The sequence below is a fragment of the Actinoplanes sp. NBC_00393 genome, assembly GCF_036053395.1.
In the GTDB taxonomy this organism is placed as follows: Bacteria; Actinomycetota; Actinomycetes; order Mycobacteriales; family Micromonosporaceae; genus Actinoplanes.
The window spans coordinates 775,127-789,152 of the sequence record NZ_CP107942.1 but is presented as its reverse complement, the minus strand read 5'-3'; the positions used below and the strand labels follow the sequence as shown (position 1 = coordinate 789,152).

Here is a 14,026-nt window from a genome sequence, read left to right as displayed (position 1 = left end):
AAGATTCAAATGGGCGAAAGTGATGTAACGCGCAGCTGTTACACAGGGTCGGCTCGGCGGACCAGCAGACCTGCCGCCAGAGTGAGAGCTGTCAGCTGCCAGAGGGCGGTCACCGCGTACCCCAGAAGGAGCGTGACCGTCGCGCCTGCCGCGACCAGACCGCCGAGAATCGCCCGGCGCGTGCGCGGCGGCAGCAATGTCAGGCAGCGCCAGGGCAGCAGGCCCGCCGGGATCAGAACACGGAGCCCGAACAGCAGCAGTACGACAGCGACCGTGCCGGCCGACGCGCGGGCCAGCAGAACCGCGCCGGACCACCAGAACGCGGTCACCACCAGCGCCGCGGTCACCGGCACGCCCACCGTCAGGCCGCGGCGCAGACCGGCGAGCAGACCGCGGATCGGCCAGGTCATAGCGGTGACGTCGAGCCGGCCGGGATGGTCGGCGGCCAGGCCACGCAGTCCGCGCATGGCCGAACCGACCCGCAGGCGTTCGGCGTCCAGCAGGGCGATCAGCCAGCGGCCGTCCGGGTTCTCCGGATCGCGGGCGAGGGCCTGCTGGACGGCCTGCCGTGCGGCGCCCCGCCGGCCGGCGATGCGTTCGATCTCGGCCAGGGTGAGCAGGTCGGTGACCGAGCCGGGGGCGAGTTCCAGGGCGCGGCGGGCCGCCTCGCGGGCCCGGCCGAACTCGCGGCGGAGGACTAATGTGCGGGCCAGCACGCGATGGGCCGGCGGGAAAGCGGGCGCGAGGCGGACGGCCTCCTCGGCCTCGGCCAGCGCTTCCGCCAGGCGCTGCTCGTCTGCACGATCGCGGTCGGCGCGCACCCTCCGGCGCCGGCCCGCCGCGGACGCGCCGCGCCGGCTGCCGGACCCTGCACCAACCGCCAAGCCGGGCTCACCGCCGGACCCCGCACCAACCACCAAGCCGGACTCCCCGCCGGACCCTGCACTAGCTGCCAAGCCGGGCTCGCCGTCGGACTCGGCACCAACCGCCAAGCCGGACTCGCCGCCGCACCCGGCACTAGCTGCCAAGCCGGGCTCGCCGCCGGACCCCGCACCAGCCGCCAAGCCGGGCTCGCCGTCGGACCCGGCGCCAACCGCGGAGCCGGACTCGGTGCCGGCCTCCGCGTCGGCCGCGAAGCCGCGCCCGCCGTTGGGGTTCGGAGTGGGCGGGATGCCGGGATCGGGGGCGGGTGGAAGCAGGAGCAGGCACTCGGCTCGTTCGATGTGGGCGCCGGAGAGCTGGGGAGCTGCGGCGACCGCGGCGTCGGCTGCGGCCAGGGCGGCGGAACGGCGGCCCTGCAGGCGGAGCACACCGGCCAGCAGGGCGAGCAGCTCCGGGTCGGCGGGCGTCTCGATCAGGCCGGTCCGCAGCGCTTGCTCGGCCTCGGGGAGCCGGCCCACGTCGGCGAGGGCCCGGGCACGGGCGGCGGCAGCGGTCACCGCACCTTGCGCTTCTTCAGGTAGGCGGCCAGGTCGTCGTACTCGCCGCTCTCGTTGGCGAACATCGCCACGTTGCGGGCGGTGCCGAACCAGGCGTCGGTGGACGGGCGGATTTCGCGGGCGGCGGCCAGCATGTCGGCCTGGTTGATCATGCGGATCTCGCCGGTGGCGATCGAGTCGCGCATCGCGTACTCGGCGGCGGTCTCGCACAGGTGCGCCAGGTCGGCGCCGGAGTAGTGCTCGGTCGCGGCGGCGACCGCGGCCAGGTCGATGCCGGCGACCGGGCGATCACGCAGGTGGTACTCCAGGATGGCCGCTCGCGCGGGCGCGTCCGGAGGAAGAACCAGCACGGTACGGTCCAAGCGTCCCGGACGTCGCAGCGCGGCGTCGACGTCCCACGGGGCGTTGGTGGCGGCCAAGACGAACACACCGTCGTTGCCGCCGTCCACCCCGTCGAGCTCGGTGAGCAGCTGGTTCACCACGGTACGCATGGACGACTGCAACTGGCTCCGCTTGTGCCCGAGGGCGTCGATCTCGTCCAGGAACAGCACACAGGGTGCGTGGCCGCGGGCCGACTCGAACAGGTCGTGGAGGTTGCGTTCCGAACTGCCGATCCACATGTTCAGCACGTCGGTGATGCTCAGCGAGATGAACGACGCGCCCATCTCCCCGGCGACCGCGCGGGCCAGGAAAGTCTTGCCGCAGCCGGGCGGGCCGTAGAGCAGCAGGCCGCCGCGCAGGCTCTTGCCGAACAGCGACCGCAGCTTCGGGTTGCGCAGCGGGCCGAGGAACGAGACCTCGAGGCGCTTCTTGACGTCGGCCATGCCACCGACGTCGGCCAGGGTGACGGTGGAGCGCTCGATGTCGAAGGTTCGGTCGGCGTGGCCGTGGACGGGATCGGGTTCCCCGTCGGCCCGGGCGAAGCGCGGCGGGACGACGTCGCCGAACTGCTGCTCGAGGGCGGCCCAGTCGACCCCGCCGGGCGAGGGTGCAGCCTGGTCGGCCGGATTTGCCGGACTTTCCGGATTTGTCGGAAAAGAAGCAGTGCCGGACGCGCCAGCCGCGCCGGGTCCGCCGGACGCGCCAGCCGCGCCGGGTCCGCCGGACGCGCCAGCCGCGCCGGGTCCGCCAGCAGCGCCAGCCGCGCCGGGTCCGCCGGACGCGCCAGCCGCGCCGGGTCCGCCGGCAACGCCGGGCGCATCGACGGCGCCGGCTGTGCCGGAGGCGCCGGGCGCGCCGGGCGCGCCGCCTGTGCTCGCCGGGCCGAGGGCGCGGGCCATGAGCTGCTGCGCGGTGGTGTTGCCCGGCTCGCGGGCGAGCACCTGAGCGGCGTGACCGATCGCCTCGGCGCCGCGGCCGGCAGCGACCAGCAGTTCGGCCAGGTGCAGCCGCAGTGGCAGGTCGTCCGGGCGGGCCTGCACCGCCGCGGTGAGGCTGTCGATCAAGGCGTCGCTCATGAGAGGCGATTATGCCCCGGTCCGCTGAGGGCCTGTCCGTGACGGTGACCAGAAGCCACACGCGAAAGGCGCGTCAGGGCCGCAAGCGGGCTGGGGCTCGCGGTGGGAGAGCGGGGACTTTTCGTCACGCGTACCGGAAAATGCGAAACGGCCGCTGCCCGATGCTGACAGCGACCGTTTCGTGGAGTGCTCTAGCCCGGTCGGCGATAGCCAGCGATCGGGCCGCGATCGATCGACGCCATCCGCACGTGGTCGCCCGTGTGCGGCGCGTGCACCACCTTGCCGCCGCCGATGTAGAGGGCGACGTGGTGCAGGTCCGAGTAGTAGAAGACCAGGTCACCCGGCTTCAGCTCGGCACGGCTGACCGGTGAGGTGGATCCCCACTGGTCTTTCGTGTAGTGCTCGAGGTGGACGCCGACCGAACCCCAGGCCTCCTGCGTCAGGCCTGAGCAGTCGTAGCTGTTCGGGCCGTTGGAGCCGAAGACGTAGGGCTTGCCGATCAGGTCGCACGCCTTCTGGGCCGCGCGACCACCCTTGTCGTTGGTGTACGTCACCGGGCACGGACCGGTCCGCAGCGGGCCGTCGTTGACGTCCGCCGTGCCGTACGCATCGATCCGCAGCTGCTGGAGGTCCTCGATCTCGCCCTCGATCGTCGTCTTCTTCGACGCCAGATCCTTGTCACGGACGGCGATCTCGGAGGCGAGCTGGTCCACCTTCGCCTTGTCGGCTGCGTACTTGTCGCGCAGCCGCGCCACGTCGGCGATCGACTGCTCCCGGTTGTAGGCCAGCTGGTCGAGGAGGGTGAGCTTCTCGGTCAGGCCGTCCGGGTCGCCACTCATGATCGCGTTGAGCGCGCTCGGCGGCCCCTGCATGTAGGCGTCCACCGCGAGGCCGCGGACCTCGACCATGGCGGCGTCCACCTGGGCCTGCAGCGGGGCCAGGGTCTTCTCCAGCTGTTTCTGCTGCTTCTGCAGCTTCTTCAGCTTGCCGTGGACGTCGTTGTACTGCTCGATGACGGGTTCGAGCTTGTTCCACTCCGTATCGATCTTCTTCTCGATGTCGGAGGGGGTGGGCTCGGCGTGGGCAACGGCCGATCCGGTGAGCACGAGCCCAGCCGCGGCCACGGCGCAGATCAGGCCGCGCACAATCCGTTTCACGAAGGTGCGTTGTCCTTTCTTCCCACTCGGCCGCCGACCGGGTTAGCTGACGGGTTCGGGCGGGAAGCGCGCCCGGCCGCGTCGCCGCGGCTTCACCCCGGTTACCTGGTTCCCCGGTTCGCCCTCGCGGGCGACTAGGCGGTGGCTCGTCCAGATCGGCCGGATGGCCGATGGGGGGCTGTCGAACCGGGGACCACCGTACTCGGATCAAGGACGTAACTGAAGCGTGCCCACGTGGCGAAACCGTCCGCGCTTCGTCGGCTACTTTGCGTGATCAGAACGGCCAAGTGTTCAGGGCTTTGCCGAGCCAGGGGACGACCAGGACTACGGTGGGTAACACGAGTAGGCCTACCGCGGCGGTGGTCGCGGCGACGGTCAGTGTCGTGGAGCTACGGTCCGGGCCGTCCAGCCGGGCCAGGCGCCGGCGACGTGATTCACCCTCCGGGTCGGCGGCCACCTCCTCCGCCAGGGGGACGGCGTCGGCGAGACGAGCAAGCGCGGCCCGCAGCGGCGCCGGCCCGGTGCGGCGCCGCGCGGCATCATCGGCCACCATCTCCAACAGCAGGTGTACGGCGTCCAGCGGCGCCCTGCTCCGCAGCGGCCGGGGCACCGCCCGGTAGAACGCGGTGAACGACTCCATCACCAGCTCGTGCTTGTGCCGCAGGTGGGCGCGCTCGTGGGCGAGGACCGCGTCGACCTGTTCGGGGTCGAGCACCTGCAGGACGCCGTCGCTCAGGACCACGCGGGGGTCCCGGCCGGGGACGCAGTACGCCATCGGGAGGGGGCCGTCGAGTACGCGTACCTCGCCGCCCTTGATCTCTTCCCGGCGCTCCACCCGGTCGAGCAAGTCGACAAGCATCCGGTGCCGGGCGCGACGGGCCCGGGCCCGGTAGCTGACCCGGCCGAGCGAGATCAGCAGACGGATCACGATGGTCGCGGCCACCGCGAGGGAGAAGATCAGCGCGGCCACGGTCTCCGGGTGACGGGCGCCGGCGGCGCGGGTCACCTCTTCCGGGGCGGCGAGGACGACGCCGAGGGCGCAGAGCACCGCGGTCAGCGTGAGCGCCTGCCAGAGCAGGACGCCGGCGACCGGGGCACGGTCGAGCCAGCGGACGTGCGCCAGGATCCCCGGCGCGATCAGGGAGAGGGCGAGCCCGAGCGCGCCGAGCAGGAGGGCGGTCACCGCTCGGGGTTGCGCGCCGCTTCGATAGCCGCCTTGAGAGCGTCCGGGGGCAGCTGACCGACGAAGTACGCCAGGGCGGCGTCGCGGTCGGGGGTGGCGCTGAGCGCGTCGAGCATCAGCCCGGCGGTCATCTCCTCGCGGGTCTGCGCCGGCGCGTACCGATAAGCGCGGTCCGCCTTCTGCTGGGTCACGAGCTTCTTCTTGGCGAGCCGGTCCAGCACGGTCATCACCGTCGTGTACGCCAGGTCGCGGTCACGGCTGAGCAGCTCGTGCACCTGCCGGACGGTGAGCGGCTCGCGCGCGTCCCACAGCTTCGTCATGACCTCGCGCTCGAGGTCGCCCATTGCCATGCCCGGAGTCTACTTCAACTTGTCGTACTACGCGGCGTAGTATCTACTACGAGGCGTCGTAGAAGTGGGGGACCTCGTGGACGTGCTCGATCTGACCCGGCTGCAGTTCGCGGTCGTGACGATCTACCACTACCTGTTCGTACCGTTGTCGATCTGCCTGTCGGCGGCCGCCGCCGGCCTGCAGCTGACCTGGATGCGCACCGGCAAGGACAAGTACCTGCACCTCACCAAGTTCGTCGGCAAGCTGCTGATCGTCACGTTCGCCGTCGGCGTGGTCACCGGACTGGTCCAGGAGTTCCAGTTCGGGCTGGGGTGGAGCGCGTTCGCCCGGTTCTACGGTGACGTGTTCGGGCCGACGCTGGCCATCGAGGGCATGCTCGCGTTCTTCCTCGAGGCGACGTTCCTGGCGCTCTGGTACTTCGGGTGGGACCGGCTCCCCCGCCGGCTGCACGCGGCGACGATCGTGGTGGTCGCGGTGGGGACGCTGCTGTCGGCGTACATCATCCTGGCCGCCAACTCGTTCATGCAGAACCCGGTGGCGTACGCGCTGGACCCGGAGACCGGGCGGGCGCACCTGACCAGCTTCACCGAGCTGCTCACCAACGAGGTGGTGCTCGCGGCGTTCCCGCACACCATCGCCGGGTGCGCGATGGCCGGCGGCGGGCTGCTGATGGCGATCGGCATCTGGCGGGCCTCGGCGGACACCGCGTTCCGCACGCTTTCCCGGCTCGGCGCCTGGATCATGCTGGTCGGCGGGGCGGCGGTGGCGATCAGCGGCGACCACCTCGGCAAGGTGATGACCGCTGTGCAGCCGATGAAGATGGCGGCCGCCGAAGCGCTCTACGAGACCACCACCGGGGCGCCGTTCTCGCTGTTCGCGATCGGGTCGCTCGGGCACGACCGGCCGTTCTTCAGCATCGAGGTGCCCTATCTGCTGTCGTTCCTCGGCACCGGCTCGTTCGACGGGACCGTGCAGGGCATCGACGATCTGCAGGCGGCGTACGTGGCCCAGTACGGACCGGGCAGCTACATCCCGATGATCCCGGTGGCGTTCTGGACGTTCCGTCTGATGATGGGCGCCGGGATCCTGGCGATGATTCTCGCTGCCTTCCATCTGTGGTCCACCTCGTCGCTGCGGCTCACAAGGCTCCCCCGCGTTCTGCGGCCCGGCCAGGGCACTCCGCGCTGGCTGCGGCGCTTCGTCCTGATCGCGCCGATCCTGCCGGCGGCGGCCAACACCTTCGGCTGGATCTTCACCGAGACGGCGCGGCAACCCTGGCTGGCGTTCGGCATCTCCAAGGTGTCCGACGGCATCTCCCCCGGGCTCACCAGCGCCGAGGTGATCGCGTCGCTGGCCGGGTTCACGCTGGTCTACGGGCTGCTGGCGGTGGCGTGGTGCCGGCTCGTCGTGCACCTGTCCCGCGAACCGCTCGTCCCCGTGGAGGGGCCCGCCCCGTCCTCCGCCGAACCCGCCCCGGCCTACTAGGAGCACTCGACATGATCACCTTCTGGTTCGCGGTACTCGTCCTCGCCTGGGTGCTCTACTTCGTCCTCGAAGGCTTCGACTTCGGCGTCGGCATCCTCGGGCCCGTCGTCGGCCGGTCGCCGCACGAGCGGGGGGCGGTCATCCGTACGATCGGCCCGTTCTGGGACGGCAACGAAGTCTGGCTGGTCGCCGCCATCGGGGTCACCTTCGCCGCGTTCCCCGACTGGTACGCCGCCCTGCTCTCCGGCCTCTACCTGCCGATGGTCCTGATCCTGCTGCTGCTCGCGGTCCGCGGCGTCGCCCTGGAGTTCCGCGGCAAACACGACTCGCCCGGCTGGCAGCGCCGCAGCGACTGGCTGCTGTCGGCCAGCTCGGCCGGCGTCGTGCTGCTCTGGGGCGCGGTGCTCGGCATCCTCGTCGACGGCCTCGCCCTCGGCGCCAACGGCGAAGTCACCGGCACCGGCCTGTCCCGCAGCCTGTCCCCGCTGATCAGCCCCGCCGCCGGGCTGGGCGCGCTCGCCGCCCTGCTCGCGGCGGTCATGCTCGGCGCGACGTTCCTCGCGCTGCGCACCACCGGCCCGGTCCGCCGCCGGGCCCGCGACCTGGCCCGGCACACCGGCACCGGCGGGGCGGTCACCCTTCTGCTCATCGGCATCGGTACGGGCAACCGGCTCGTCCTCGCCGCCGCGGCCCTGGTCTTCGTGGCCGGTCTGCAGGCGCGACGGTCCCGCGAGGCCGGCGCTTTCGCGGCGGTGGCGGCCGCGGTGGCCGGGGCGGTGGTCGCGGTCTTCACAGCGCACGGCTCGGTGGTGCTGCGCAGCACCCTGGACCCGGCCTGGAGCCTGACCCGCTCAGGCGCGGCGGCCGGCCCGGAAGCCTTGCAGCTGATCACGATCGCCGGGGTTCTGATCCTGCCCGGCGTGCTCGTCTACCAGGCCTGGTCCTACTGGGTCTTCCGCCGCCGCGTAGCCAGCGAACGGGTCGCGTCGTGACTGCCGGGCGCGCTTTCCCGCTGCCTTCCGGCCGGCCGGCCCTTCTTCGCGCCCTTTTCGGCTCCGCCTCCGCCGTTCCTTCCGCTTCGGCGGCATCGCACCCCACGCCGGGCGATCTTGAGCGATTGACCACGCCGGGAGGTGGTTGGCGGCCCAAGATCTGGCTGCGCCGCGGAGCCCGCGTGGATCTTGCGCTGTCGACCACATCGGGGTGTGGCACAAGGCCCAAGATCGCGCGACGGAACGACGAATCGGTGGCGCTGCGGCGCGGAACCGGACCGCAGCGCAGCATTGAACTGCAGGACGGAATCGGACCGCAGCGCAGCATCGAACTGCAGGACGGAATCGGACCGCAGCGCGCGACCGCGCCGGGAGACGGAACCGGATCGCAGGACGAAACCCGATCGCAGCGCGGGACCGGGTCGCGGGGCGGGACGAGGCGGCGGGGTAAGCGGGGGCCGGTTGATCCGCGGCTTTTGCGGCATGCGCGGGCCAGTCGGGTGGGGATCGGGCTGCTCGCTGTCATCGGGATCGGGCAGGCCGCGGCGACGCTGACCATCGCGGTGGCGTTGTGCTGGATCGTTGCGGGTGGGTTCGGGGCGGGTGGGTTCGGCGCCGGCGGGTTTGTTGCGGATGGGTTCGTGGCGGGTGGCGCCACGGCGGAGCCTCGGATGGCGGCTGTGGGGCTGCTGGCGGGGGCGTTCGCGGTGCGGGCCGGGCTTGCGTGGGTGGAGCAGGTGGTGGCTCGGCGTACGGCGGCTCGGGTCACCGATGAACTGCGGCGGTCGCTGTTGGCGGCCATGGTGCGGCGCGGGCCGGCGTGGGTCGCGTCGTTCGGTGCGGGCCGCCTGACTGCGGTCCTCGGCACGGGGCTGGACTCGCTTCGGCCCTGGTTCTCCGGCTATCTTCCGGCCCTGGTGCTCGGCGTCGTTCTGCCGCCGGCGGTTGTCGTCGGGCTGGCCGTTGTGGACCCGGCGTCTGCGGTGATCGCGTTGTTCACCCTGCCGCTGATTCCGCTGCTCGGGGCGCTGATCGGCTGGGCCACGCAGGCGCGGGCCAAGCAGCGCTGGGCGGCCGATGCCCGGCTGGCCGGGCACTTCCTGGACGTGGTGCGCGGGCTGGCGACCCTCAAAGTCTTCGGCCGGGCCGAACGCCAGACCGAGGTGATCGCCGACCTGACCGACCGGCACCGCAGCGCGACCATGCGGGTGCTGCGGGTCGCGTTCCTGTCGTCTACCGCGCTGGACCTCGTCGGCACGCTGTCGGTCGGGCTGATCGCGGTTCAGGCCGGGCTGCGGGTGGCGGCCGGGTCGATGGACCTGGCTCCGGCGTTGCTGGCGATTCTGCTGGCTCCGGAGGCCTACCGGCCGTTGCGGGAGATGGCTGCCCGCTACCACGCCTCCACCGACGCCACCGCAGTGATCGCCGACGTGGACGAGATCCTCGCCAGCGATACCACGGAGAGCACAGAGACCCGGGACATCCACGGAACCGGCGCCGAGGCGAGCGGCACCGGCCGGGGGGACAGCGTGCGGCTGGCCCTCAGTCCGATCGCGGCCGGGCGTTGGGGAGTGCGGGTCACCGGGTTGCGTGCGCGCTACCCGGGTGCGGCGGTGGACGCGCTGCGACTTGACGAGCTGGGGGTGCGGGCGGGCGAGCTGGTCGCCCTGCGGGGGCGGTCCGGCGCGGGGAAGACCACGGCGCTCCGGGTTCTGGCGGGACTCCAGTCCGCTGAGGCCGGGGCGGTGGCGGTGGGGCGTACCTTCTATCTGCCGCAACGGCCGGCATTGCCGCATGCCCGGGCCGTCGCGGAGGTCTTTCCACCTGGGGCGACCGCGGACGAGATCCGGGCCGCGCTGCGCACGGTCGGTCTGGACGGTGAGATCACAGCGGAGACTGCACTCAGCGAGCACGGCGGTGGGATCTCCTCCGGCCAGCGTCAGCGGTTGGCGTTGGCGGCCCTGCTCCACCGGGCCGGATCCGGCAGTGCCGAGCCCGCCGGAGTCCGGCGCGGGTCCGGGCCGGTGGTCACGTTGCTGCTGGACGAGCCGACCGCGCACCTGGACGCCGCGGCGGAACAGTTGGTGATCGAGCGGCTGCAGGCTTTCGCCGGTCGCGGATGTGCGGTACTCGTGGTCGCGCATCGCCCGGCACTGCTCGCCGCGGTCGATCGCATCGTCGATCTCCAGCCGCCGGCCGGCGGGCCCGGCCCGTCCCGCCACAACGGCCGGACGGGCAGCCCGAACGACAGCGAACCTGCGGACACTCACCTCAGCCAGGGCAACGCCGCGGGGACGGGTGACCAGGCAAGATCCGGCAACCGCGAGCCGATCCGGGACCGGGCCGCATTTGGCGACGCGGGGCCGGCGGCGGGGAGCGGGAGCCCGGCCGGGGTTGAGGTCACGGCGCAGCGGTGGGGATGGCTTCGGCGGCCCGTTGTTGCGGTGGTGCTCGGGGCGGCGGCGTCGCTGGCTGGGGTGTTGTTGACCGGGGCGGCGGCGTGGCTGCTGGTTCGGGCGTCGTCGTTGCCGCCGGTGTTGTCGCTGTCGGCTGCCGTGGTGCTGGTTCGGGGTAGTGCGGTTGCCCGGCCGTTGCTGCGGTACCTGGAGCGGCTCGTCTCGCATGATGTGGCGTTCGCGCGGTTGGGCGGGCGGCGGGCGCGGGTCTATGCGGAGCTGATTCCGCGGGTTCCGGGGCGGCTGGCGCACCGGCGTGGGGACCTGCTGACCCGGCTCGTGGACGACGTGGATGCGCAGGTGGACGGGCTGTTGCGGGGACGACTGCCGGCGCTGGCTGCGACGGGGACGGTCACGGTGGCGGGGCTGGCGGTCGTCCTGACTGCGCCGGTCGTCGTGGTGCCGCTCGTGGTCGGGGTGCTGGTCGCGGGGGTGCTGGCGCCGGCGATGGCGGCTCGGCAGGCGGCTCGGCTGGACGCGGCTACCGGGGTGGCCCGGGCACGGCTGCGGGACGCGGTGGTGGAGACCGTGGACGGTGTCGAGGAGTTGGGGGCGGGTTCGGGGCGGTTGGGCGTACCGGAGGAGAGAAGCCTGAGTCTTGCCGAGCTGGAGGCGCGGGGTGCGCGGGAGGCCGGCCTGGCCGCGGCCGTCGCCCACCTGGGGTGGGGGGCCGCGGCGGCCGGGACCGCGCTGGTGCTCGCCGGGGCCGGGCTGCCTGCGGAGTGGAGTGCGGTTCTGCTGCTCGGCATGATCGTGCTGGGTGAGACGGTGGTGGCGCTGCCGGAGGCGGCGATCGCCCGGCGGCAGGCTACGGGCGCGGCCCGGCGGGTCGCCGCACTGACCTCCGAGCCACTGCCGTCGGCCGGGCCACAGCAGACAGCGACTGCGAGCGGGCGGCAGCCGGTGGAAGACACCAGCCGCCTGAAGGAAGGGCAGGCTGGGTGGCGGCCGGGATCGGCGCCGGCTGGCGGTGGGGAGGCAGGAGTGGTTGCGGGATGCGCGGTACGGGTGAGTGGGCTGGTGGCCGGGTGGGATGCGGACCGGCCGCCTGTGCTCGACGGGCTGGAGCTCAACCTGCCGGCCGGATCGCGGACCGCTGTCACCGGGCGATCCGGGTCCGGGAAGTCGACGCTCGCGGCCGTGCTCGGGCGGCTCCTCGCGCCGCGCACCGGAGTGGTGGAGATCGACGGGCGGGACGTGCGGGAGCCGGCGGAGGACAGCCGGCCCGTGGTGCTCGTCGGGGATGAGACGTCGCATGTGTTCGCGTCGACCGTACGGGAGAATCTGCGTCTCGCCTCGCCCGGCGCGAGCGATGCGCAGCTCGTTGCTGTGCTTGAGCGGGTCGGGCTCGGCAGTTGGCTGGCCGGGCTGCCGGACGGGCTGGACACCTGGCTGGGGACCGGCGGCAGCACCGTGAGCGGCGGGCAGCGGCGGCGGCTGGCGACCGCGCGGGCGCTGCTCACCGAACCCGGGCTGCTGATTCTCGACGAGCCGACCGAGGGCATCGACGAGGCGGGGGCGCGAGAACTGATGGCCGACCTGTTGGATGCGTCGTCCGGGCGTACCGTGCTGGTCCTCGCGCATCGCGCGGAAGGTCTTGATCTGGTGGATCGGGTGCTGGAGCTCAGAGACGTTCGATGACGGTGGCGTTCGCGGTGCCGCCGGCCTCGCACATGGTCTGCAGGCCGTACCGGCCGCCGGTGCGTTCCAGCACGCCCAGCAGGGTGGTGGCCAGGCGGGCGCCGCTGGCGCCGAGCGGGTGGCCGATGGCGATCGCGCCGCCGTCCACGTTGACCTTCGCCGGGTCGGCGCCGGTCTCCGCCTGCCAGGCCAGGACGACCGAGCTGAACGCCTCGTTGACCTCGAAGGCGTCGATGTCGGCCACGGTGAGCCCGGCACGCGCGAGGACTTTCGCGGTGGCCGGGATGATGCCGGTCAGCATGAGGATCGGGTCGTCGCCGGTGGCGACCGCGGTGTGGATCCGGGCGCGCGGCCGCCAGCCGCGCTGCCGGGCGATCTCGCTGGTGGTGATCAGTACGGCCGCGGCTCCGTCGTTGACCGGGCTGGAGTTGCCGGCGGTCACCTTCCAGTCGATGGCGCCGAACCGCTGCTCCCAGCGCGGATCGGCGAACGCGGGCCGCAGTCCGGCGAGGACCTCGAGGCTGCCGCCCGGACGGATCGTCTCGTCCTCGACCAGCGAGTTGATCGGGGCGAGCTGCCCCTCGAACGACGCCGCGGCCGCCCGCTCGTGGCTGATCAGGGCGAATTCGTCCAGCTGGGTGCGGCTCAGGCCCCACTTCCGGGCGATCAGTTCGGCGGCGACGCCCTGCGGGATCAGGCCGCCGGGGTAACGTTCGGCGAGGAGCGGGCCGCCCACATCGGCTCGCGCGCCGTTCACCACGGCGGCGCTGCCGATCGGTACGTGTGACATCGACTCGGCCCCGGAGGCGATGACGATGTCGTACCCGCCGGAGATCACGCCCTGGGCGGCGAAGCTGATCGCCTGCTGACTGCTGCCGCACTGGCGGTCGACGGTGACGCCGGGGACGTGCTCGGGAAACCCGGCGGCGAGCACGGCGAGCCGGGTGGCGTTGCCGGCCTGTTCGCCGACCTGGCTGACGGTGCCGCCGATGACGTCGTCGATGTCGGCGGGGTCGAGGCCGGGCACCCGCTCGGTGAGGGCGCGCAGCACGTGGGCGTGCAGGGTGACGGGGTGGAGGGCGGCGTAGGCACCGGTGGGCTTCCCCTTGGCCACCGGTGTGCGCACCGCGTCGACGATGACGGCGTCCCGCATGGTTCCTCCCTGGATCTCCATTACGGACTGATCGGTCCGAGTCTATTGTCCGATCGGACTGAGCGGTCCGTTAAACTCGTCACCATGGCACGAACGCCCACGCCGGGCACCCGCGAAACGATCCTCACCGCCGCCGCCGGGCTCTTCTACGAACACGGCGTCCGGGCCGTCGGGATGGCGCAGGTGGTCGAGGTGGCAGGCTGCGGGAAGAACCTGCTCTACCGGCATTTTCCCAGCAAGGCCGAGCTGGCGGCGGCATATCTGGCGTTGGCCCGCCGGGAACGCGAACGCTCCGCCACCGAGGCGCAGCGCTGGGCGGCCGGCCCGCGGGAGCAGCTGCTCGCCCTGATCGGCGAGATCGCCGACATGGTGCGGCGGCCGGGATACCGGGGGTGCGCCTTCCGCAACTACCTGACCGAGTTCCCGGGCGAGGACGACGCCCCGGCGCGGGCCGCGAAGTCCTATCTTGCGGACACCCGCGCCGAGATGGACCGGCTGGTGGGCGAGCTGGGCGGCGACGCCCTGCTGGCCGACCGCCTGTGGCTGATCGTCAACGGCCTGTACGGCGGCCCACCCAGCCAGGCCCAGGTCGCGATGGACTGGGTTCACGACCTGATCACCGCTGCCGGCCGAGGAGCGAGAAACGCCGCAGATTCCGTCAGATCATGGACGGAAGGGGCCACAACGTCACCACCAGGATGAATGCTGTCGA

At 72.4% G+C, this 14,026-nt stretch carries 10 protein-coding genes and 1 riboswitch; of the genes, 4 read left to right on the top strand and 6 right to left on the bottom strand.

The window, feature by feature from the left end; translation table 11 throughout:
• Window positions 1-38: 38 nt before the first annotated feature.
• The 5 genes from OHA21_RS03525 to OHA21_RS03505 form a co-directional block, all read right to left on the bottom strand.
• Window positions 39-1,439 (bottom strand): tetratricopeptide repeat protein, encoded by a 1,401-nt coding sequence (locus OHA21_RS03525; RefSeq protein WP_328470063.1) that lies wholly within the window; start codon window positions 1,437-1,439, stop codon window positions 39-41.
• The gene (locus tag OHA21_RS03520; protein ID WP_328470061.1) at window positions 1,436-2,896 is read right to left on the bottom strand and encodes an ATP-binding protein; all 1,461 of its coding nucleotides are present in this window, start codon (window positions 2,894-2,896) and stop codon (window positions 1,436-1,438) included. Before OHA21_RS03520 ends, OHA21_RS03525 begins: the two co-directional genes overlap by 4 nt.
• 191 nt (window positions 2,897-3,087) lie before the next feature.
• A complete protein-coding gene (locus tag OHA21_RS03515) occupies window positions 3,088-4,053 on the bottom strand; it encodes a C40 family peptidase (protein ID WP_328470059.1) in 966 nt (321 codons plus the stop codon).
• Between the two features lie 16 nt (window positions 4,054-4,069).
• Window positions 4,070-4,204, bottom strand: a riboswitch (cyclic di-AMP (ydaO/yuaA leader).
• 123 nt (window positions 4,205-4,327) lie between these two features.
• The gene (locus OHA21_RS03510; RefSeq protein WP_328470057.1) at window positions 4,328-5,236 is read right to left on the bottom strand and encodes a M56 family metallopeptidase; all 909 of its coding nucleotides are present in this window, start codon (window positions 5,234-5,236) and stop codon (window positions 4,328-4,330) included.
• Window positions 5,233-5,586 (bottom strand): BlaI/MecI/CopY family transcriptional regulator, encoded by a 354-nt coding sequence (locus OHA21_RS03505; RefSeq protein WP_328470055.1) that lies wholly within the window; start codon window positions 5,584-5,586, stop codon window positions 5,233-5,235. Before OHA21_RS03505 ends, OHA21_RS03510 begins: the two co-directional genes overlap by 4 nt.
• Before the next feature lie 76 nt (window positions 5,587-5,662).
• Between OHA21_RS03505 and OHA21_RS03500 the strand changes: the two genes are divergently transcribed.
• The 3 genes from OHA21_RS03500 (at window position 5,663) to cydC (ending at window position 12,161) form a co-directional block, all read left to right on the top strand.
• Window positions 5,663-7,072: a cytochrome ubiquinol oxidase subunit I gene (locus tag OHA21_RS03500; protein WP_442875151.1), complete on the top strand. Its 1,410-nt coding sequence runs from the start codon at window positions 5,663-5,665 to the stop codon at window positions 7,070-7,072.
• 11 nt (window positions 7,073-7,083) lie between these two features.
• On the top strand, window positions 7,084-8,064 hold the full coding sequence (gene cydB / locus OHA21_RS03495) for a cytochrome d ubiquinol oxidase subunit II (protein ID WP_328470051.1): 981 nt from the start codon (window positions 7,084-7,086) through the stop codon (window positions 8,062-8,064).
• A gap of 500 nt (window positions 8,065-8,564) precedes the next feature.
• A complete protein-coding gene (gene cydC, locus OHA21_RS03490) occupies window positions 8,565-12,161 on the top strand; it encodes a thiol reductant ABC exporter subunit CydC (protein ID WP_328470049.1) in 3,597 nt (1,198 codons plus the stop codon).
• Here the strand turns inward: cydC and OHA21_RS03485 are convergent.
• Window positions 12,145-13,314: an acetyl-CoA C-acyltransferase gene (locus OHA21_RS03485; RefSeq protein WP_328470047.1), complete on the bottom strand. Its 1,170-nt coding sequence runs from the start codon at window positions 13,312-13,314 to the stop codon at window positions 12,145-12,147. The genes cydC and OHA21_RS03485 overlap by 17 nt on opposite strands.
• A gap of 84 nt (window positions 13,315-13,398) precedes the next feature.
• Here OHA21_RS03485 and OHA21_RS03480 point away from each other — a divergent pair, with 84 nt between their 5' ends.
• Complete coding sequence (locus OHA21_RS03480; RefSeq protein ID WP_328470045.1) at window positions 13,399-14,016, top strand: TetR/AcrR family transcriptional regulator; 618 nt, start codon at window positions 13,399-13,401, stop codon at window positions 14,014-14,016.
• The last annotated feature ends 10 nt before the right edge of the window (window positions 14,017-14,026 follow it).